Source organism: Calditrichota bacterium (genome assembly GCA_013151735.1).
Classification (GTDB): Bacteria; Zhuqueibacterota; JdFR-76; order JdFR-76; family BMS3Abin05; genus BMS3Abin05.
This window is the reverse complement of the sequence record JAADHR010000119.1, coordinates 8,839-30,493: the sequence shown is the minus strand read 5'-3', so window position 1 is coordinate 30,493 and position 21,655 is coordinate 8,839. Positions and strand designations below refer to the sequence as shown.

The window sequence follows — 21,655 nt, the reverse complement described above, 5'->3', positions numbered from 1 at the left end:
AAAAACCAAAAAACTACCAACGGTATTATTGAACTTAAGATAGAATAAATAATTGTTTTTAAGCAAATAAAAAACAATTGAAACAAATGTTAAGAAGAAGACAAAAACAGTAAAATCGATATGCGAGAAAATGGGTACAAGCGGCACGACCCATCTCTTAAAAAGATACGTTGAAGCGGACAGCACCAATCCCAATTCTGGATATTTAAAGAATAAAAAAAGGGCAAAAAGGGCACTGACCAGAATGAAAGATTGTTTGTAGCCAAAACGGTAAAATAGAAAAGTAAAAAACAATAGGCAAAAAACGCTAAAGATAAAAGGTAATAGAATATTTTTGCGTCGGTAAAAAGAACTGCCGCGAGTTGTAATTGATTTCATAAAATTTTGGGACAATCACTCTTCAAAACATTCTTTGCTTTGTTATTTGCTCGATGTTTTAAATACAATGGTATTGGATTAGCTCCATTTTGGGCAAACCACGTATTGCCTCACCAATCATTTTTAAAATTGCCTATGGAGGGCGTATATGAAAAGGTGTAGGAATTCACATATTTTTTTTAAAACGAAATATTTTGGACACTTTTTCATACCGATGAGGGTCTGTTGTTTTCAGGCTGTCAAGTCTTTCATAAAATAGTATGAAAAACCAATACAGAGACAACACAATAATCGTGATAATTGCCACAAAAACCGCCCTTTTGGGTTTTGCTTTTTTAAAGGGAGGCGTTGCCGTATCCAAAATCTGAATCGAAGACACCTTTTTGGCCTCTTCGAATTTTGCCTGTTCATATTGTTGCATTAAAAACAGTGAAATCTTGCTGTGAACCTTGACATCTCTTAAAAGTCTGGCATATTGCAAACCCAGATCGGGCAATTCCGACATTGGAATAAACAGGTTTGAACGATCGGACAACCCTGATTCTCGGGTTAGCTGACTCAATTTTTCTTTCATTTCTTTTAACTGCAACCGAAGTCTTATTAATTCCGGATGCTTTGGGGACAGGGAGTTTTCCTTAATCCGTAATTCAATTTCGGTTTCGTAAATCTTTGATTGCAAATCGGCAATAATTCCGATCTCAGCCTTTGTCTGCTCTGTTAATTCGATGGCGTTATATTTCTCCTGGAAATCCTTGAGTTTTTCTTCTGCCTTATTCAAAATCTCATTTTCCTGATTTAACCGCTTTTCCAAAAAGATCCGGTTATTCCGAGCCTTTTCAACATTTAGTTTCACATGAACCGAATCCAGGTAGGCACAAAAGGCATTAGCGATATCGGCTGCCAATTGGGGATTCCTTTCCAAAATACTGACTGAAATCGTCCCCTCATCATCGATTTTTATTTCCGCATTGTCTCTTAACTTTTTTCTGGCCTCCTCTAAATTATCCACTTTATAAATTTTAATCAAATTAAACTTTTTAATAATCTTATTAAAAACGGTTTTACTTTGTAAAATAGCAATATAGGTTAAGGACTCTCCACTGGCCCCCCCAAAAAGCTCCACACCGCCAACTCCCAAATTGGAAACCAGACTCGAAATCGTATTGAGTTGACTTGTGGCTTGTGGAGGCATTATTGTGGCCGTGGCCCGATACCACTTCGGTAAGAGCAGGCTAACAAGAATTGATAATATGGCTGTTATAAAAAAAACCAAAAAAAGACTTTTAATCCTTTTTCTGGTTATAAGCAAAATATCAAGAAAATCCATTGAAGCTTTTTTCATAGAAATCCAACTTCCTCATTACTTAACTTGAGTATTTCTCACAGCCGCAATAGCAATAATTACCGACGCTATCTGCGATGCAATCTGGAAATAGTTAATAATTCTTTCCCGAAGTGTAACAGGCAATTCCACAACATCACCTGGTTGAGGAATAACATTTTCACCCTTTTCAATTTTGTTGGTTGCCCTGTGAAAAACCTTGATCGAATTTAAACTGGCTGATTTCTCCATTGCGCCTGCCATGCCTGCATAATCAGAAGCAGTGAAATTGGGTGAATACGGATATTCCCCCGGATTTCTTACAGCACCTTTTACATAAACCACATTTCGAATTTTTGCAATTTTGATCATATCCCCATTTTTGAGTTGATACATATTGAATTCAGGGGAGGGAAACTGAATAATCCGCTTTTTCCCATCCCGTTGAATAATAAATATCTTTTGAAAATTCAATAAATTTACAACCTTATTATTTCGAGAAAAAAAATGAGCCAGTGTTTCATTTGCATCAATAGGAAATAATCCGGGGTTATTGGTGGTTCCAACAACCGTTACGGTTGGCGTGTTTTTATTGATCGCCGGGATAAAAACGATATCCCCGCCCTGCAAACAAGGATTGGATTTAATGTCGCCATATTTTTGAAATTTGTTATAATCGACGGTATCTCGTTTGCCTGAACTATGAATAATCTCAATATCAGAAAGCAGCGCAAATGGAGCAATGTTTCCCGCTCGTGCAATGACATCTGATACCCGGTCCAGCGGGGTGGCTACATACGTGCCGGGCTGGGTGACCTGCCCTACCACATGGACCCGGATTTTGCGAACGCCCATCAGGTAAGCAGATACTTTGGCCTTTTTATATTTCCTAATACCCGCTTGCCTCACAATTTTTTTCACATCTTCAAGTGTTTTGTCAGCCACCTGTAACGAACCGAGCGTCGGGATGATCAATCGCCCTTCGGCTGTTACCGGAAGCTGGAACCCCTTTTGAATATCGCCCCAAATCACAATCGAAAAAACATCGCCGGGGCCAACGATATAGGTTTTCGGATCCACGGCTTTCTCAAACGCCTGTTCCATCAATTTGAGCTGAACTTCCTGAAAGGAGAGCTCCTCTTTGCTTTTTTCAGGCACTTGCTGGGTTTGCTGAAAGGCACTTTTCTCTTGTTTTTGCTGAGGCGTTATCTGGGACAGACCCAAAGACGGAAAAACAAAAAACCCCAGCAAAAAAGACACTCCTGCTAAAGATGTGAATTTTTGGGTCATCATCGATTATTATTCTCCATCGCCCAAAACACGGCCGCTTCCCAAACGGACGATTTTTTCACGCCCGTTTTTAACGTGCTTCGTGGCGTTTCGGGTATCCACTACCAATTTGGCATGTTCAACAATAAAATCATAATCGTAACCGGAGTGGTCGGTTGCAATCACCACGCAATCCACCAACCCCAATAAATCGGCCGTTAATTCCTGAGAATGGTAGGTTTTGCCATTCATTTTCAGCTCCGGCACATACGGATCATTGTACATTACGTAATTCATGCCCTTGCTTTCGAGGATTTCAAAAATCTTCAGGGCCGGAGAATTCCGCGTATCATTAACATCTTTTTTAAATGCCGCGCCCAGGAGCAACACCTTGGCATTGGTCAGCGGAACGCCGTGTTCACTCAAGGCGTGAATAATCAGACCGTACACATAGTAGGGCATACTTTCATTGGTTTCCGCGGCCAGTTCAATAAAATTCGTGTGAAAATCAAATTCCCGGGCCTTCCAGGAGAGGTAATACGGATCCACCAGAATACAATGGCCGCCGATTCCTGGTCCCGGATAAAACGGCATAAAACCGAAGGGCTTGGTGGCTGCGGCATCAATTACCTCCCACATATCGATGTTGCCCATTCGGTCGCAAAGCGTGGCCAGTTCATTCACCAGAGCAATATTCACACTGCGGAAGATGTTTTCCAGAAGTTTGGTCATTTCAGCCGCCTTGGGAGAAGAAACCACATGAATGTGTTTGGTGACCTGCCCAATAACGGCTTTGGCCATTTCGGTACATCGGGGGGTCACGCCTCCCAGAACAATGGGCGTATTCTCGGTATTAAAATCGGTTCGCCCCGGGTCGATGCGTTCTGGAGAAAACGCGAGATAGAAATCTTCACCCACCTTTAATCCCGTTTCTTCCAGAATGGGCTGAACCACTTTTTCCGTGGTTTCGGGGAATGTGGTGCTCTTCAAAATAACCACCTGCCCCTTACGCAGATTGGGTTTGATTCCATTGGTGGCATCGACAATATACGAGACATCCGGTTCCTTATTTCGGTTAAAGGGTGTGGGAACGCAGATAAACATGGCATCCAGTTCCCCCACCTGATCGTAGCTGGTGGTTGCCTTGAAAAGCCCTTTATCAACTACTCTTTTTAATTTTTGATCGCTGACATCCGCAATATAATTTTGCCCCTTGTTGAGAAGTTCCACTTTTGCGGGATCGTTGTCGATGCCCAATACCTGAAATCCATGATCGGCAAAATCTGTTGCCAGCGGAAGCCCGACATATCCCAACCCAATAATGCCGATTTTGGCTTCCTTTTTGTTCAATTTTTCCTTAAGATCCATTTCCCTGACCCCTTTCAGTCGTCGATTTTATAGTGAGCTTTGTAGAATTCAAGATAGGCCCCGTTTTTCAATTTTTCCCACCACCAGCGGTTCTGGACGTACCAATCAATGGTTTTATCCATGGCTTCCTCAAAGGAAATTGACGGCTCCCACCCCAACTGTTTTATTTTGTCCCAGTTCAGCGAGTAACGGCGGTCGTGCCCCAGCCGGTCGTCCACAAAAACCATCAGGTCTTTGGGTTTTTCCAACTTTTTGAGAATATAGTCGGTAATTTCCAGATTATTTTTTTCGTTTCCGGCCCCGATATTGTAAACCTCCCCCAGTTGTCCTTTTTGCAGCACCAGATCGATGGCAGCACAGTGATCTTCCACATAAATCCAATCCCGCACATTTTTACCATCGCCGTAAATCGGAAGCTTTTTGTTTTCCATGGCGTTGGTTACAAAAAGCGGAATGAGTTTTTCGGGGTACTGGTACGGTCCAAAATTATTGGAACAGCGGGTAATCAGAACCGGTAGATCGTACGTCACAAAATAGGAATAGGCCAGCCGGTCGGCGCCGGCTTTACTGGCCGAATACGGACTGGAGGGCATGAGCGGATCGGTCTCTTTGAACGATTCACCCAGTGTGCTTCCGTACACCTCGTCGGTACTAATCTGGATAAATTTTTCAATGCCAAATTTGCGGGCGGCTTCCAGAAGAACAAAGGTCCCAAAAACATCGGTCTGGATGAAGTCGTCCGGTCGGCCGATGGAGCGATCCACATGGCTTTCGGCGGCAAAATTTACCACGATGTCACTTTTTTCTACCAGGGGTTCAACTGTTTCTGCATCGCAGATGTCCCCCTTTACAAATCGGTAGCGCGAATCCTTTTCGATGTCTTTCAGGTTATCCAGATTTCCAGCGTAGGTTAGTTTATCGATATTGGTAATTTCAACATCCGGATATTTTTCCAACAGATAGTGAATAAAATTACTTCCAATAAAGCCCGCTCCCCCGGTAACCAAAAAACGTTTCATAAACGGAAAAACCTCCTTCAGGCGATTGACCAGCCAACAAATTCATATTTGATTGGTATTGCATATAAACACCACGCGTTTTCCCAATCAAGCGAATAATTAAGGTTTTAATTTACATCATAATACTATTAAAAATCAAGTCTTTTTTATCCAAAGGGATTAATGGTTTTTTGTTGCCAGCACAATATCCCGCGTATCCCGTGCAATCACCAATTCTTCATTTGTCGGGATCACGTAAACTTTGGCTTTGGAATCGTTTGTGCTGATCTCCATTTTCTTTTTTATGGCCTGTTTATTCTTATCGGGATCAATTTTCAATCCCATAAGTTCCAACCCCTTACAGGCCATCTCCCGAACGACGGGTGAGTTTTCACCAATTCCGGCCGTAAAAACCAGCACATCCAATCCACCCATGGCGGCGGTGTAAGCGCCGATGTATTTCTTGATCCGATAGGTCATTACATCCAGAGCCAACTGCGCCCGTTTGTTATCATTTTCGGCTTCCTCAATAATTTCTCTGGCATCACTGGAAATGCCGGAAATTCCCCATAACCCGCTGTGTTTGTTAAGAAGCGTATTGGCCTGGGCCAGCGTCAGTTCTTCCTGCCCCATAACGTGCAAAATAATGGCCGGGTCGATGTCCCCGGAGCGAGTTCCCATCACCAATCCTTCAACGGGTGTAAATCCCATGGAGGTGTCGATTGAATTTCCATTCTGAATAGCGGCCATACTGCATCCGTTGCCCAGATGGGCGGTAATGATTCGCAATTGGTCATACGGCTTGCCGATCATTTCCGCTGCCACACGGGATACGTAACGGTGCGATGTTCCGTGAAAACCATACCGGCGGATGCTGTATTTCCGGTAAAGAGAATACGGTAAAGCGTACATGAACGCATGGGGAGGCATTTTCTGGTGAAAGGCCGTGTCGAAAACGGCCACCTGCGGAATGCCGGGCAAGAGCCTTTGAGCGGCCTGAATACCCTTAATATTGTGCGGATTATGCAACGGCGCCAGATCAATACAATCCTTAATCGTTTCCATCACTTCCGGTGTAATCAGAACGGATTCTTTAAATTTCTCGCCCCCGTGTACCACCCGGTGCCCCACGGCGTCAATTTCTTTTCGATCTTTGATCACACCGTGATTCCGCGACATTAAAACCGCCAGAACATTCTCAATGGCCATGGTGTGATCCAGAATCTCACCCACATAATGCAGCTTGTCTCCGTCGAAGCGGGATTGTTTTAGCGAGGCGCCGCTCATTCCAATTCGTTCAACCGCACCGGTGGCCAGTGCATGTTCTTTTTCCGAATCAATGAGCTGGTATTTAACGGAAGAACTTCCGCAATTCAAAACCATTATTTTCATATCGATACTCCCGAAATCTATTCCACAGCGTTAATTCATTTATTAATGCCGGATAAGGACCGAAGATTTCCCGGGTATTTTTTGCCCGTGCTCATCGTACTCAAAAATTCCCTTGCCCGTCTTCTTTCCCAAGTAGCCGGCTCGCACCAATTTTCTCAATAGCGGACAGGGACGATATTTCAGCTCACCCAATTCGCGGAAAAGCGATTCCATCCAGAGCAGCAATTCATCCAACCCAATTTGGTCAATTAGGGTGAGCGGGCCAATTCCAAAATTAAATCCCAGGCGCATGGCCGTATCGATGTCATCTGCAGAAGCCACCCCTTCCATCAACACATACATGGCTTCATTTAGGAAGGGAACAATGACCCGGGCCGTAATGTAGCCGGGATATTCGAACACTTCGACCGGGGTTTTCCCGATTTCCTGAGCAAAATTCTTGGCCTCCGCAAATGTCTGGTCCGATGTGGACAATCCGCGCACAATTTCGACCAAAGCGGTTTTAGGCACCGGATTTAAAAAGTGCATCCCGATCAGGCGGTCTTTTCGCCTCAAATCTGCCGCAATTTCCGTAATGCTCAGCGTCGCTGTATTCGTGATGAATAAAATATCCCGGGCACACGTTTTATCAATCTCGCCCAGCACCCTTTTCTTAACAGCCATTTCTTCCGGAACGGCCTCGATAATCAAATCAACTTTTCGCCGTTTCAACTCGTCCAGCTGAGTGGTTCCGTGAATCCGCGCCAGAATGGCCCGCTTGTCGCTTTCTGTCATGCCCCACTTCGCAATTTCGGCATCAATGTTCTGCTCAATTCCCTTGATGGCCTCTTCCAGAGCTTTTTGATTGATCTCCACCAGATAAACATCAATTCCCTTGGCAGCAACGGTCTGTGCAATTCCGCGTCCCATTGTTCCGCCGCCAATAATTCCTACTCGTTTTATCGGCATCTTCGATTCTCCTCGATCCTCGAAAGTCTCTTATTTATTTCATCAATTGAAAAACCATGGGAACACCACTCCCAAAATTCCGGACCATACCCTGTATCATGACCCAATGTTGTGGTGCATTCAAAAAATCACCTAAAAATATATTAAAAATAATTTGAAAAGGAAATTATTTTTTTGTAACAATGCAATAAAGATAAAAAAGTTTACCCGTTGAATTCACTTTGAACGGCGCACAGAAGAGATATTCACTGGAAATTGGCATCGGAAACAATCATATAAAGCAGATGGACAACGGTTTTTATTGAAGCAAATTGATGGCTGATGTCAGAAAAAATTATAGGTAAATCCCATAGAGAGGGTTTGTTTGATCTGAGTTCGGGTTGTAATATCCCGATCGTACATCAGATACACATTGAAATTTACGGAAAAATACCGGGCCAATTTTGAATTGATCTGGCTTTCAAAGCGCCAATCCACATCTTTTAGCCGCCTCATATTGTAGAACAATTGAAGCTTTGAAACCATGTTGACATTCTTGTTAAATTGCAGTTTCAGGTTCGTTTGGGAATTTAACCCGCGTTCCACTTTCAGATGTTCAACCACGTTTTTTGTTTTCGGATTGTCGCTGTAGCGGGGATAAAGTCTGGTAAAGGTTTCCTTCAGAGCCAGTCCCATTCGGGTAGACAAATAATCGGTAAATTTTACACCGCTTCCCATGCTCTGTGTTAAAAAGGCAGGATCCCAAAAACCGGATTTCGGCACAGGCGGCGTTTTTGAATAGTCGTAGCCTGTTGTGAATTGGGTGAGCAGTTGAAAGGAAACAAAGGGATTCAGAAATTTCTGTTTCTTAAGAGTCCCAGACGCTTCAATTTCAATCTTGTCCAGGGAATTTCGGACATGCTCATGCCCGATTTTTGTTTGTCCAAAAGCAAACTTTCCCTGAATTTGAAGATTGTAAAGCTTCGTGTTTTTAATAATCCCGCTATTAATGTAAGAAGAATACGACAGGGCATTCTCTCCGCCTGCCGCCCAATTGGTATACGATACCTGAGAAGCGGCCAACCGGATTTCAAATTTCTTTCGTAGTCCGAAAATTTCGGGTGGCGAAGGCACCGGCAGAGGAAACATGACAGACGCTTGAATGCCATCAGGTAAAATAAAAAGAACTGCAAATAAAACAATTAGAGCCGGGTGGTTTTTGATCTGATTAAGAATGCGCACGTTTGCCTGAGTCTTTAAAGTTGTTCCGGTATCCTGAATGTTTGCTTACTAATGCAAGAAAAAAAAGTTACACTAATATAAAACGTATCTCATAAATAATCAACAAAATTTCGGGACTTTTTTTATTTCAGGAAAGCCTTTTTCGCAAAGAAATGGAAATTATGGAAGGAATCGTTTGCAAGCGGGTGCCGTCAAAGAAACGTTATTTATAAATCGCGTCAGACGATAGATTCGGTAACGTCCGATAGAATTCATTTAATGAGCATTCACAAAAGTCTCTTTCGAATAAACGACAAGATTTAACAGGAGATTTGTTCTTCAATGAGCCGTATGATTTCTTCAAGCTGACGAGAGGATGTATCCTCATCAACCCGCGATCGCAAAAAGGAAATGTAGAACTCTCTTAGGGCCCCCTTGTCCCAATCTTTGAACCGCGCAGGCTGCGGCCCATATTTGGGAACAATTATTTTGTGGATAAATTCCTTGTAGTCCATATATCAACCCTGGATTCACGTCATCTGCACACCACCTATATTATCGGCTCTTCCTGTTTAATTTTGATAGTCTTTATTGGAACGACCCCTTCTGGTTCAGAAATTTCTGGATAGAATTCTTACCTATCACAGCCCATTCTCGGAATGAGGCGGTGGGTTCCCCGATTTTTCTTGCGTGCAATACGAAAAATTTATATCTTTTTGTGGTCATTCCCGATCAACCCGATAACGCATAACCGCCGGGATACAAAGCCGCAAAGAAATTTAAAACGTTCATTTGATTGGTCAACTATTCTCAAATTTTGGAAGGGACTCTTTTGGTGAAATCAACGCCTGTCCTCGTCTTTGCCAATGGTCAACCGCCCGACATGAAGACGGTAACCCCTCTTTTGGCCGGGTCTCCTCTTATTGTGGCTGCGGATGGAGGCGCCAATTATCTGAAAAAGTCAGACCTGACTCCCCATTACATTGTGGGCGACCTGGATTCTGTGGCTTCCGATGCTCTTCAATCATTTCCCGGAGTTCAAATTATCCGTAAAACCGATCAAAACCACACCGATCTGGAGAAAGCACTCGATTTTTGCCTGGAACTCGGTGCAGACGATATCACGGTTTTTGGCGCGACAGGCAGGCGTCTGGATCACGAAATTGCCAACCTGGGCATTCTCCAATCCTACAGCCGTAAAGCCGCCATCCGTTTTGTGGACACGCAATTCACGATTCGTGTTCTTCGCGGCCGCACCTCTTTTCAAACAACTCCCGGCCAGCTGTTTTCACTTATTGCCCTCCAATCGGCTAATGGCGTCAGCCTCACCGGCGCCAAATTCGCCCTTGATAATGCCACGCTCACCTTCGGGGGACGCGGGGTAAGCAATGCTGCCATTCAGACCCGCGTGACCATTTCCATTCGGTCCGGTGACGTATTTCTATTTTTAAGACACCGCGATGCCGACTAACGTTTTTACACTGGCTCCGGCCGATTGGGGAATTGTAGGCGGGTATTTTATTCTTGTGCTGATTCTGGGTATATTCCACGCCCGCCGAAAAGAAAAAACCAACGAAGATTTTTTAATTGCCGGCCGGCGGCTGTCTCTAATCCCTTTCATCGCCACACTCGTTTCCACCTTTTATGGGGGCATTCTGGGAATCGGAGAGTTTGTGTACCGGTACGGAATAATCAGTTGGATTACCCAGGGACTCTTTTATTATTTTTTTGCTGCTATTTATGCTCTTTTTCTGGCGGGAAAAATCCGTACGAATATTCAGTTTACGCTTCCTGATCAACTTTACGATTCCTACGGCAAGCCCGCGGGAGTTTTGGGGGCACTGGTCGCCTTTCTTATGGTCACACCTGCGCCCTATGTGCTGATGGTTGGCGTTTTATTGAACCTGTTTCTCGGTTGGCCCCTGTGGCTTGCTATTTTGCTGGGAACACTTCTTTCCGTGGTGTACGTCCTTTTCGGAGGCTTGTATTCCGTAGTTAAAACCGATGTTTTCCAGTTTTTTTTGATGTTTCTGGGATTTGCCACAGTTTTGCCCTTTGCGTGGCTGCATCTGGGTTCCCCTGCCCATATTTTGTCACAGCTCCCACCTGACCACCTCAAACCTACCGGCTATTTTTCAATGCAACAAATACTGGCCTGGGGGTTCATTGCCCTCTGGACGATTGTGGATCCCAGCTTTTACCAGCGCTGCTCGGCGGCTACGTCTCCCAAAACGGCCCGTAACGGGATTCTGATCTCCATCGCCTTTTGGTTTGTATTTGATATGATGACGCTTACCGCCGGTTTCTATGCCCGCGTCGGCTTTCCCGGCATTAACCCGCTTCTGGCTTACCCCGTTCTGGGAAACGCCGTTTTACCCACCCTGCTGAAGGGATTTTTTGTCGTCGGACTTCTGGCAACCATCATGTCCACGCTGGACAGCTACACCTTCCTCTCGGCCATTACCCTTGGCCGGGATTTTTACGGCCGCCTCACCGGACGGCTTCAGCTCGAATCGCTCACCCAGGCCACACGGTGGGGACTGATTGTAACCACGCTTATCTCTTTTGGGATTGCTTACTGGCTTCAGTCGGTAGTGGCCATCTGGTACCTGATTGGTTCCCTGGGGATCCCTGTGCTGTTTTTTCCCCTCTGGACAAGTTTTTTCCCCGCTCTCAAAATCAGCCCCAAATTTGTGACCCGGCAAATGGCTCTTTCCGGATTGGCATCAGCGGGCTGGCTGGGAATGGGCCTCTTTCATTCAATAGGCGGATGGCCTTCTTACCCTTTTGGCATTGAGCCCATTTATCCGGGACTGGCCATTTCTTTTGCATTCTGGCTGGCCGGGGTCTCTGCACCGAATAAAAATATGACATCATGAAAGTGTCCGATTCAAAAAAAATGGCATCTTTTCAAAAATCTTGTTTTTTTACTTGCATAATTGAAAAGGATTCATTAAAATGTGTGAGCTGTTTTAAATTTCATCAAGCGAACGCTTTTAAAGCAATCGATGCTATGGAGCAATGAAAAATATGAGCGCTTTTTATATTGTTTTATTGTTTTTCCTGACAGCTTTTTTGATTGTCGGAGTAACTCTGGTTGTTTCCCGCATCTTGCAAATCCGGAAATCCTATCCGGAGAAGTATATTCCCTATGAATGCGGTGAAATTCCCGTGGGGGGCTCGTGGATTCGATTTAACAACCGGTTTTACATTATTGCCCTGATTTTTATAATTTTTGATGTAGAAATACTCTTTTTATTTCCCTGGGCAGTTGTTTTCAACTCAATGAAACTGCTTGCCTTCATCGAAATGTTGATTTTTATTATTATTCTTCTGGTGGGTTTGGCTTATGTATGGGCTAAAGGGGATCTGACCTGGGTGAAGCCCAAACCCCACCTGGCCTATCTGCCAAAGAAAAAAGGAGCATAGTTATGGCGTGGTTTGACCTCAAAAATGAGGGCAACATCTTTTTTGCTAAATTGAATGACCTGTTCAACTGGAGTCGTCAGGGTTCTCCGTGGGCTCTGGGCTTTGGATTGGCGTGTTGTGCCATTGAAATGATGGCCACAGGGGCTTCTCACTATGATCTGGATCGATTCGGAATGTTTTTCCGCAACAGTCCCCGGCAAGCGGATGTGATGATTGTGGCGGGAACGGTGACCATTAAAATGGCGCCTATGCTGCGCCGCCTGTACGAACAAATGGCCGAACCCAAATACGTCATTTCCATGGGAAGCTGCTCGAATTACGGCGGACCGTACTGGCGGTACGGATATCACGTTCTGAAAGGGGTAGATCAAATTGTCCCCGTTGATGTTTATGTGCCGGGCTGCCCGCCGCGCCCGGAGGCCCTCATCGATGGACTTATTAAGCTGAAAGAAAAGATCAAAAATCAATAAAAAGGCCGAACGAAAGAATTAAAATGAACGCTCAGGAAATCTATAATCGGGTAAATGAAACATTCAAAGGGGCTGTTTTGGAATTTAATGATTCCGTTTTGCAGCCTTATTTAAAGATTAGTCCCGACTCTTTTTATGACGTCTGTCAGTTCTTGCGAGATGAAGATGATCTGGATTTTGATTATCTGATGAGTCTTTCCGGCGTCGATTATGGCGATCTTTTGGGAACCGTCTATCATTTGTATTCGATGAAACATCAACATAAAATTGTTTTAAAGGTCGAGGTTTCAAGAGAAACGCCTGAAATTCCTTCTGTCGCCGATTTATGGCGGACAGCGGATTGGCATGAGCGAGAAGCGTATGATTTGTTTGGCATCCTATTCTTGAATCATCCCAATTTGCGAAGGCTTCTTCTGCCGGAAGATTGGGTAGGTTATCCGCTTCGTAAGGATTACGAAATGCCAGAATCGTTTAATGGAATTCCCATTGTACATCCGAATATGAAAAAGGATACGAATGAACAAAAGTAATTTACCGCCTGCACAGTTTGAACTGGAGATACCGGATAAGTTAAAAACCGATGAAATGGTCCTGAGTATGGGCCCGCAACACCCCAGCACACACGGTGTATTGCAGGTTATTTTACGGACCGATGGAGAAATCATAAAGGCTGCTGACCCCCGCATCGGCTACCTGCACCGCTGTTTTGAAAAGCATGCCGAAAATGTGACCTGGCATCAGGTCATTCCTTTTACTGACCGTTTGGATTACATTGCTTCCATGAATAATAATCTGGGCTATGTAATCGGCCTGGAACGCATGATGAATCTCCAGGTCAATGAGCGGGCTGAGTATCTCCGCGTCATCACAGCTGAACTCAATCGTATTGCCAGTCATTTAATTGCACTGGGAACCTACGGGCTGGACATTGGTGCATTTACCCCCTTTCTGTACACCTTTCGTGATCGGGAACGGATTCTTGATCTTTTTGAAGAGATTTGTGGCGCCCGCCTGCTGTACAATTATATCTGGGTTGGCGGTGTGGCGTACGATGCACCGGAGGGCTGGCGCGATAAGGTGCTGCAATTCTGTGACTATTTTGAACCCAAAATTAAAGAATACAATGATATTCTGACCTTTAATAAAATCTTTATTGATCGAACGGCAAATGTGGGTGTCATCCCTGCGGACCTGGCCATTAATTACGGCGTGAGCGGGCCCTGCCTCCGCGGCAGCGGCGTGCCCTATGATTTGCGGAAGGCGGACCCCTATTCTGTTTACGATCGCTTTGAATTCAATATTTGTACGGGTAAGGGAGAAATGGGGACCGTCGGCGATGCATGGGATCGCTACTGGGTCCGCGTGGCCGAAATGTACGAATCGGTCAAAATTATTCGTCAGGCGTGCGAAGCCCTGCCTGAGGGTGATGCTAAAGAAACGGTGCCCCGTACGATTAAGGTTCCTCCCGGCGAATATTATATGCATACGGAATCCCCGCGCGGGGAATTGGGATATTACATCATTTCAACCGGCGGCAAAACCGCCAATCGGGTAAAGGTTCGGTCTCCGGCATATTCCAATCTGAGCATCCTGCCCGCTATCGCGCCGGGAGTGATGCTTGCTGATTTGGTGGCCATTATTGGCAGCCTGGATATTGTTCTGGGCGAAATTGACAGGTGATAAAAAGCGAATAATACGGCATAAAAATCTACGGAGATAATTGAGGACACTATGGTTCCAAGTCTCGGATTTTTTTTAAAATTGATTCCCGGACTGGCTAATTGGCCGTCCTGGGTGGTGATCACACTGGTCGGCGTTGTTCTGGCCGCTCTTATTTTTGCTTTCATTGCGTTATTTGCCATTGTGGGTATCTGGTTAGAACGCAAGGTTTCCGGCCACATGCAGGATCGGTTGGGACCAATGGAAGTGGGCGGATGGCACGGCTGGGCACAGACCATTGCGGATACCATCAAACTGCTCATCAAGGAAGATATTGTCCCGGAAAAAGCGGATAAGTTCTTATTTAAAATTGCCCCGTATATCGTGTTTTCAGCAACAATGGGCACATTTGCCGTTATTCCCTGGAGCAGAAAATTTATTCCTGCCGATCTCAATGTCGGATTATTTTATGTTCTTTCCGTTTCCTCGTTGGGGGTCATCGGGATTATCATGGGGGGCTGGGCATCAAACAACAAATGGTCTTTATACGGAGCCATGCGTTCGGCCGCTCAGATTATCTCTTATGAAATCCCCATCTCGCTCTCGCTGATCGCCGTTATTCTCATTTCCGGCACACTCGACATGCAGGAGATTGTGCGGCAGCAGGCCGGAACATTGTTTTCCTGGAATGTTTTCCATTATTTTCCATTCGCTTTTATCGCCTTTATTATTTATTTTATCGCTTCTCTGGCCGAAGTCAATCGGACCCCCTTCGACCTGCCGGAAGCGGAATCGGAACTGGTAGCCGGGTTTCATACGGAATATTCCGGCATGCGGTGGGCCTTCTTCCAGCTGGCTGAATACGGCAATATGTTTGTTGTTTCAGCCATTTCCACAGTGGTCTTTCTGGGAGGCTGGCAACCGATTTTTGGCTTTCTGTCGTTTATCCCCGGTGTTTTCTGGTTTCTGGGCAAAGCCTTTATTCTGGTCTTTGTACAAATGTGGTTTCGGTGGACGTTGCCTCGTTTGCGCGTGGATCAGTTGATGTATACGTCGTGGAAAGTGCTTACACCCTTTTCATTTGCGTTGATCTTGATTATTGCATTCTGGAAAGTTCTATAAACAAGTTAGCAGGGTTTTATGAAAAACTATTTCAAGAACATTTATCAGGCAATTGTTACGATTTTGATTGGTCTGGGCGTTACGTTTCGGCATCTTTTTGTCCGTGCCGTTACCATACAATATCCGCATGTCAAAAGAGAGCTTCCACCTCGTTCGCGCCAAAAACTATTTGTGAATATTGATGATTGCATTGGCTGTATGCAATGTGCCCGGGCCTGCCCGGTTGATTGTATCACGATCGAAACCATCAAGGCCGGCAAAGATGAAGACCTGGGTACAACATCCAACGGGCAAAAAAAACGCCTCCATGTCGTAAAGTTTGATATCGATATGTCACTCTGCTGCTATTGTGCCGATTGTGTATTCCCCTGTCCCACGGAATGTATTTATATGACGCCGGAATACGACTTTGCGACCTACAATCGCGAGGATCTGTTAATTCATTTTGCCAAATACACACCGGAACAAATAGAAGCCCTGCGGCAGCGTGAACAACAGGAGAAAGAAGCTCTGGCAAAAGCAAAGGCTGCCCGGCTAAATGCGGCAGCATCGAATAGTAAAAAACCTGATTCAAATACGGCAAAAAGCTGAACCTATTTTTCGGAGATTTTAACATCATGGAAGCCAGCGAAATATTGTTTCTCTTTATCGCCTTTTTTACGGTGATTTCTGCAGGAATTGTGGCATTTTCGAATAAAATCATCTACTCTGCTTTCGCATTGCTGGCCACGCTTATTGGTTTCGCAGCGCTTTATGTTTATCTCAGTGCCGATTTTTTGGCAGTGGCCCAAATTATGATCTACGTGGGCGGGATTCTGATCCTCATTTTGTTCGGAATTATGATGACACACGGAATTTATGATACGGCCAAAAAAACGGCCCATAATTCACTCCTGCCCAGTTTGATCGGAGGCTTCGGGATTGCCGCAATTTTGGCACTCATTATTTCGCGTTCCCCCTGGATCCGACTTGTTCAAAAAGCCTTTATGCCCACGACCAGCACGATAGGAAAAGAAATTCTGACAACCTATTTATTGCCCTTTGAAGTGATTTCTATTCTTCTATTGGGCGCTCTTATCGGAGCCATGTACCTTGCGCGTGCGGAGGATCAACAAAAATGATACAACTCTCTTCCTTTCTGATCATTAGCGCCATCGTATTCACATTGGGCGTCATTACCATCCTTTACAAAAAGAATGCAATCGGGATACTCATGGGGGTGGAACTTCTGTTGAATTCGGTTAATCTGAACTTTATTGCTTTTGCAAAATATGTGGACTCGTCGATCAACGGACAACTGGTGGCTGTTTTTATTATTATTCTGGCGGCCTCGGAGGCCGCTGTTGCTCTGGCAATTATTCTCGTGCTCTATCGCGATAGAATAACGGTTGATGTTACAAAAGTAGATGAAATGAACAACTAATTCCTATTTGAGGAATATATGATCCAAACAGCATTATTCATCTGGCTGCTGCCCCTGGCAGCTTTTGTTATAAACATTCTGATCGGTAAGCGCCTGCCGCGAAAAGGGGATTGGGTGTCGATCGGTGCCATAGGCCTGTCATTTATTTTGTCATTAACATTGCTTTATCGGGTTCTTCTGAATTATGATCCCAATTTTGCCCTTCACGCAAGCGTACACTGGATTAATCTGGGCAGCTTTAAACTGGATATGGGGATTTATCTGGACAACCTGGCCGTGATTATGGTTGCCATGGTATCCACGGTAAGTTTTTTGGTCCATGTCTATTCGATCGGCTATATGAAAGGAGATCCTTTATATAACCGATTTTATGCCTACCTTTCCCTGTTTAGTTTTTCCATGCTGGGCCTTGTTTTATGGGATAACCTCTTTGGAATATACGTTTCGTGGGAATTGGTCGGGATTTGTTCCTATTTGCTGATTGGTTTCTATTTCACAAAAGACAGCGCTGCCAATGCGGGCAAAAAGGCGTTTATTACCAATCGCGTGGGCGATTTCGGATTTTTAATTGGCCTGTTAATTGTATTCAGTGCCCTGGGCACCTTCAATCTGGTTGATATTCATCAGGCGGTTAGCCACGGACTTTTGAGCGGCGGTTGGCTGACTGCGGCCGGTATTTTGCTGTTTGCAGGTGCTGTCGGAAAATCCGCTCAATTTCCCTTGCACGTATGGTTGCCCGATGCCATGGAGGGTCCCACACCTGTGAGCGCCTTGATCCATGCGGCCACCATGGTTGCTGCCGGCGTCTACTTAATGGCCCGCCTGAATTTCATGCTGACCTATCACGCAATGCTGGTCGTGGCGTTTGTCGGTGGTTTTACGGCCCTTTTTGCAGCCACAATCGCGATCACACAAAATGACATTAAGCGGGTGCTGGCCTATTCCACGATAAGCCAGTTGGGCTATATGATTATGGCCATGGGAGTCGGCGCCTACACGGCAGGCTTCTTTCATCTGATTACGCACGCGATGTTTAAATCGGGTCTGTTCCTGGGCTCCGGTTCCGTCATTCATGCCGTTCACCATTCAATGGAAAAAAACGGCATCGAGGGCGATCCCAATGATATTCGCAATATGGGCGGTTTTAAAAACAAAATGCCCATTACACACTGGACATTCGTCATCTATTCTCTTGCCATATCCGGAATCCCCTTCTTCTCAGGGTTCCTGAGCAAAGACGCCATTCTGGGCGGAACACTGGCTTTCGCGATAAGCCAATCCAATCCCATTCTTTATTTATTGCCGATTTTCGGATTTGCCGCGGCTATCATTACCGCATTTTATATGTTCCGCTTAATTATCAAAACATTCTACGGAAAGCCGCAGAACGAAAAAATCTACCAATACATACACGAAAGTCCCCTTACAATGACCGGACCCATGATGGTTCTGGCATTTTTATGTCTGTACTTTATTTTTACGCTTCCGTCCCTTAATTTTATGGGCGCCGAAAACGGGTGGCTCATGCATCTGGTTCAAAAGCCTGTTTCGGCTGTCGCTGTTCAATTGGGGCATCCCGTGTACCTGATTACGGCTCACGCCGAACATGCCGCTCACGCAAACGGCGTTATTATTTCAATTATATTCGCTCTGTCCGGGCTTTTTCTGGCATTTGCATTTTACTTCTGGAAGTTCATCAATGTTGAAAAAGTCACCAACAGCATTCGGCCGTTGTATGAGCTGTCTTTAAACAAATATTATATTGATGAATTTTATAATGCCACATTTGTAAAAGGCCTGCTGCTTTGGAACAGCATTCTGGCCTGGTTTGATCAGCACATTATTGACAGCATCGTAAATTTTATGGGAACGATGCTGCGCGTATTTACGGCTTTTGACGGGTTGTTCGACAAATATGTTGTAGATGGACTTGTAAATGGTGTGGCCAATCTGACACTCATAGTGGGCAAGAGTGTTCGAAGAGTACAAACTGGCCAGATCCAGAATTACATTCTTGGTGCTCTTTTAGGAACTGTTTTGATTATTATTCTGACAATGATCTAATTTTCATGACTATTTTTTGGGAGATGTTATTATGGGTTTGATTAGTCTTGCTACCTTTTTCCCGATCATTGGTATGGCGATAATTCTTTTTATTCCCAAAAAGAATTTGACGGCAATTAAGATTGTTTCTGTAATTGCTACGTTTGTGCCACTTGTGATCACATCGTATATGTGGCTGCATTACAATTACAGCATGATAGGGATTGATAAGGAAAGCCAATTTCAGTTTGTGGAACATTTTGCCTGGATTCCCGCATTCCACATCGAGTATTTCGTGGGCGTTGACGGGCTAAGCTTTCCGATGCTGTGGCTGACAACGCTGCTGAGTTTCATCGGCATTGTGGCCTCCTGGAATATCGCCAAGTCCCAGAAAGGATACTTTGCCCTGTTTTTGCTGCTGGCCACCTCTATGATGGGTGTGTTTGTCTCACTGGATTTCTTTTTGTTCTATGTATTCTGGGAATTGATGCTTCTCCCAATGTACTTCCTGATCGGCATCTGGGGCGGCCCGCGCAGAGAATATGCAGCCATCAAGTTCTTTATATACACCCTGGCGGGGTCTGTGCTCATGCTGGTGGTGATGCTGGCGCTGTATTTTAATGTCAAAGATCCTGCTACCGGCGCTCATACATTCAATATGCTGAACATGATGCATCAGGGGAACCATTCAACCTGGCTGTCGAAGTTTGACGTAAGACTCTGGTTATATATCGCGCTCTTAATCGGTTTCGCCATTAAGGTCCCAATATTCCCGTTTCACACATGGCTTCCCGATGCACACGTGGAAGCTCCGACCGCCGTCAGTGTTATTTTGGCCGGTATCCTGCTGAAAATGGGAACCTATGGCATCCTGCGTATCAGCTACCCGATTTTTCCCGATATTGCAAAATACACCTCCTATGTTTTGGCTATTTTTGGTGTGATTAACATCCTGTATGGAGCATTTGTAGCCATGGCCCAAAGCGACCTGAAAAAATTGGTTGCCTATTCAAGCGTTTCACACATGGGCTTTGTTTTGTTGGGGATGGCTGTATTTACTTCTGCCGGAATTAACGGCGCCGTATTTCAAATGTTTAGCCACGGCATTATTACGGCCATGCTATTTCTTATTGTGGGTGTAATTTACGACAGAGCTCACCATCGGGAAATCAACGGATTCGGCGGACTTGCTGTTAAAATGCCCGTTTACACAGGTATTGCCAGTCTGGCCTTTTTTGCTGCAATGGGTCTGCCCGGCATGACCGGTTTTATCGCCGAACTGACCGTATTTATCGGATCGTTTGCCGTTTATCGCACCTTGACCATCATTGCGGCTCTTGGCATTATTGTAACGGCCAGTTACATTTTGTGGACCATCCAACGCGTATTTCTGGGTAAATTAAATCCCAAATACGAGCATATCCGCGATATTAACGGGCGGGAATTGTTTACCCTTGTCCCACTGGGCATGTTAACCATATTTTTTGGAATTTATCCACTTCCTATCTTAAATATGTTGAAGGTTTCATTAAATCACTTAATCAGGCTTATTCCATAAACACAAAGGGAAATGGGAACTCGATTTATGAGTAATTTAAATAGTCTTCAATATTTTATCCCGGAACTGTTTCTAACGGTTGCCATTCTGTTCATTATTATTGCAGATCTCTCCCTTAAAAGAGAAAAGAAGAACATTCCCGCCTATCTTTCGGCCGTTACAATGGTCATTGTTCTGATCCTGGTCTTTCACCAATACAATTACCCGCCTGCATCACTTTTTAAAGGCATGATTGTTTTGGATGATTTCGCTATTTTCTTCAAAATCATTACGGCTTTTTCCACACTGATTACCATTCTCTTTTCCCTGTCATCCTTTCGTTTCAAGGCGGAATATTATGTTCTCCTTCTGGTTGTAACACTCGGCATGTTTTTGATGTCGGAAGTGAATAATCTTTTGATGATTATTATCTCGATGGAAATGGTCGGATTGATTTCCTATGTACTCGCCGGCTTCAATAAAAATGATCTGAAATCAAATGAAGCCTCTTTGAAATATATGCTTTACGGAGCCACCAGCACGGCCATAATGGCCTTTGGTTTTTCATATATTTACGGAATCAGCGGGAACCTAAATCTTTTCAGCATTCAGCAAACCATTTTGGTCAATCAACCGCAGGCATTGCCGCTTTTTGTTGCCTTTATCATGGTTCTGGCAGGCCTCGGATACAAGATAGCAATGGTCCCTTTCCATTTTTGGGTACCCGATGTTTACGAAGGCGCTCCCACCCCCATTGCCGCTTTCTTTTCCGTCGGACCAAAGGCAGCCGGATTGGCCTTGTTTATCCGATTTCTGGTGACGGTGGTCGCTCATCCCGCTACTTCCTCAAACGTCTTTTTCATTCAGAATATCCCGATCAAGGCACCCTTGCTTCTGGCTGCGTTGGCCGTGGCCACAATGACTCTGGGAAATCTGTCCGCACTCAAGCAAAAAAATATAAAGCGCATGTTAGGATATTCGGCCATTGCCCACGTCGGGTATATGCTGATGGCCCTGGTGGTATTTAACAAAGAGGGCATCATTGCGGTCATGTTTTACATGATTGTTTATCTTTTTATGAATTTCGGTGCTTTTTAT

The 21,655-nt window shown here is 44.7% G+C and carries 21 protein-coding genes; 13 read left to right on the top strand and 8 right to left on the bottom strand.

From position 1 onward, the window contains the following. Nucleotides 1-544: 544 nt before the first annotated feature. From GXO76_08370 to GXO76_08335, 8 genes are all read right to left on the bottom strand, one after another. Nucleotides 545-1,720 carry a hypothetical protein gene (locus tag GXO76_08370; protein NOY77869.1) on the bottom strand — a complete coding sequence of 392 codons (1,176 nt, stop codon included), beginning with the start codon at nt 1,718-1,720 and terminating at the stop codon, nt 545-547. Nucleotides 1,721-1,738: 18 nt separating this feature from the next. Then, complete coding sequence (locus GXO76_08365) at nt 1,739-2,992, bottom strand: hypothetical protein (GenBank protein NOY77868.1); 1,254 nt, start codon at nt 2,990-2,992, stop codon at nt 1,739-1,741. A gap of 6 nt (nt 2,993-2,998) precedes the next feature. Next, nucleotides 2,999-4,336, bottom strand: coding sequence for a nucleotide sugar dehydrogenase (locus GXO76_08360; GenBank protein ID NOY77867.1), 1,338 nt, complete (start codon nt 4,334-4,336; stop codon nt 2,999-3,001). A 14-nt stretch (nt 4,337-4,350) separates the two neighbouring features. Then, nucleotides 4,351-5,355 (bottom strand): dTDP-glucose 4,6-dehydratase, encoded by a 1,005-nt coding sequence (gene rfbB, locus GXO76_08355; GenBank protein NOY77866.1) that lies wholly within the window; start codon nt 5,353-5,355, stop codon nt 4,351-4,353. Between the two features lie 159 nt (nt 5,356-5,514). Continuing rightward, a complete protein-coding gene (locus GXO76_08350) occupies nt 5,515-6,726 on the bottom strand; it encodes an acetate kinase (protein NOY77865.1) in 1,212 nt (403 codons plus the stop codon). Between the two features lie 42 nt (nt 6,727-6,768). After that, a complete protein-coding gene (locus GXO76_08345) occupies nt 6,769-7,674 on the bottom strand; it encodes a 3-hydroxybutyryl-CoA dehydrogenase (GenBank protein NOY77864.1) in 906 nt (301 codons plus the stop codon). Nucleotides 7,675-7,998: 324 nt separating this feature from the next. Continuing rightward, nucleotides 7,999-8,895 (bottom strand): DUF3078 domain-containing protein, encoded by an 897-nt coding sequence (locus GXO76_08340; protein ID NOY77863.1) that lies wholly within the window; start codon nt 8,893-8,895, stop codon nt 7,999-8,001. Between the two features lie 299 nt (nt 8,896-9,194). Then, a complete protein-coding gene (locus GXO76_08335; protein NOY77862.1) occupies nt 9,195-9,389 on the bottom strand; it encodes a hypothetical protein in 195 nt (64 codons plus the stop codon). A 281-nt stretch (nt 9,390-9,670) separates the two neighbouring features. Between GXO76_08335 and GXO76_08330 the strand changes: the two genes are divergently transcribed. From GXO76_08330 to GXO76_08270, 13 genes are all read left to right on the top strand, one after another. Further along, on the top strand, nt 9,671-10,345 hold the full coding sequence (locus tag GXO76_08330; protein ID NOY77861.1) for a thiamine diphosphokinase: 675 nt from the start codon (nt 9,671-9,673) through the stop codon (nt 10,343-10,345). Continuing rightward, the gene (locus GXO76_08325; GenBank protein NOY77860.1) at nt 10,335-11,753 is read left to right on the top strand and encodes a sodium:solute symporter family protein; all 1,419 of its coding nucleotides are present in this window, start codon (nt 10,335-10,337) and stop codon (nt 11,751-11,753) included. Before GXO76_08330 ends, GXO76_08325 begins: the two co-directional genes overlap by 11 nt. Before the next feature lie 151 nt (nt 11,754-11,904). Further along, nucleotides 11,905-12,303 (top strand): NAD(P)H-quinone oxidoreductase subunit 3, encoded by a 399-nt coding sequence (ndhC, locus tag GXO76_08320; GenBank protein NOY77859.1) that lies wholly within the window; start codon nt 11,905-11,907, stop codon nt 12,301-12,303. A 2-nt stretch (nt 12,304-12,305) separates the two neighbouring features. Continuing rightward, nucleotides 12,306-12,773, top strand: coding sequence for an NADH-quinone oxidoreductase subunit B (locus tag GXO76_08315; GenBank protein ID NOY77858.1), 468 nt, complete (start codon nt 12,306-12,308; stop codon nt 12,771-12,773). Between the two features lie 23 nt (nt 12,774-12,796). Then, the gene (locus GXO76_08310; protein ID NOY77857.1) at nt 12,797-13,303 is read left to right on the top strand and encodes an NADH-quinone oxidoreductase subunit C; all 507 of its coding nucleotides are present in this window, start codon (nt 12,797-12,799) and stop codon (nt 13,301-13,303) included. Beyond that, nucleotides 13,290-14,453 (top strand): NADH-quinone oxidoreductase subunit D, encoded by a 1,164-nt coding sequence (locus tag GXO76_08305; protein ID NOY77856.1) that lies wholly within the window; start codon nt 13,290-13,292, stop codon nt 14,451-14,453. The genes GXO76_08310 and GXO76_08305 overlap by 14 nt, the downstream gene beginning before the upstream one ends. A gap of 51 nt (nt 14,454-14,504) precedes the next feature. Beyond that, nucleotides 14,505-15,554, top strand: a complete 1,050-nt coding sequence (gene nuoH, locus GXO76_08300) for an NADH-quinone oxidoreductase subunit NuoH (protein NOY77855.1) — start codon at nt 14,505-14,507, stop codon at nt 15,552-15,554. A gap of 18 nt (nt 15,555-15,572) precedes the next feature. After that, nucleotides 15,573-16,145, top strand: coding sequence for an NADH-quinone oxidoreductase subunit I (locus GXO76_08295; GenBank protein ID NOY77854.1), 573 nt, complete (start codon nt 15,573-15,575; stop codon nt 16,143-16,145). Between the two features lie 26 nt (nt 16,146-16,171). After that, nucleotides 16,172-16,675, top strand: coding sequence for an NADH-quinone oxidoreductase subunit J (locus GXO76_08290; protein NOY77853.1), 504 nt, complete (start codon nt 16,172-16,174; stop codon nt 16,673-16,675). Then, nucleotides 16,672-16,977: an NADH-quinone oxidoreductase subunit NuoK gene (nuoK, locus tag GXO76_08285; protein NOY77852.1), complete on the top strand. Its 306-nt coding sequence runs from the start codon at nt 16,672-16,674 to the stop codon at nt 16,975-16,977. Before GXO76_08290 ends, nuoK begins: the two co-directional genes overlap by 4 nt. Nucleotides 16,978-16,995: 18 nt before the next feature. Beyond that, nucleotides 16,996-19,041: an NADH-quinone oxidoreductase subunit L gene (gene nuoL, locus GXO76_08280; protein ID NOY77851.1), complete on the top strand. Its 2,046-nt coding sequence runs from the start codon at nt 16,996-16,998 to the stop codon at nt 19,039-19,041. 37 nt (nt 19,042-19,078) lie between these two features. Beyond that, a complete protein-coding gene (locus tag GXO76_08275) occupies nt 19,079-20,578 on the top strand; it encodes an NADH-quinone oxidoreductase subunit M (GenBank protein NOY77850.1) in 1,500 nt (499 codons plus the stop codon). 27 nt (nt 20,579-20,605) lie between these two features. Continuing rightward, a partial coding sequence (locus GXO76_08270) for an NADH-quinone oxidoreductase subunit N (GenBank protein ID NOY77849.1) occupies nt 20,606-21,655 on the top strand: 1,050 nt, incomplete at its 3' end.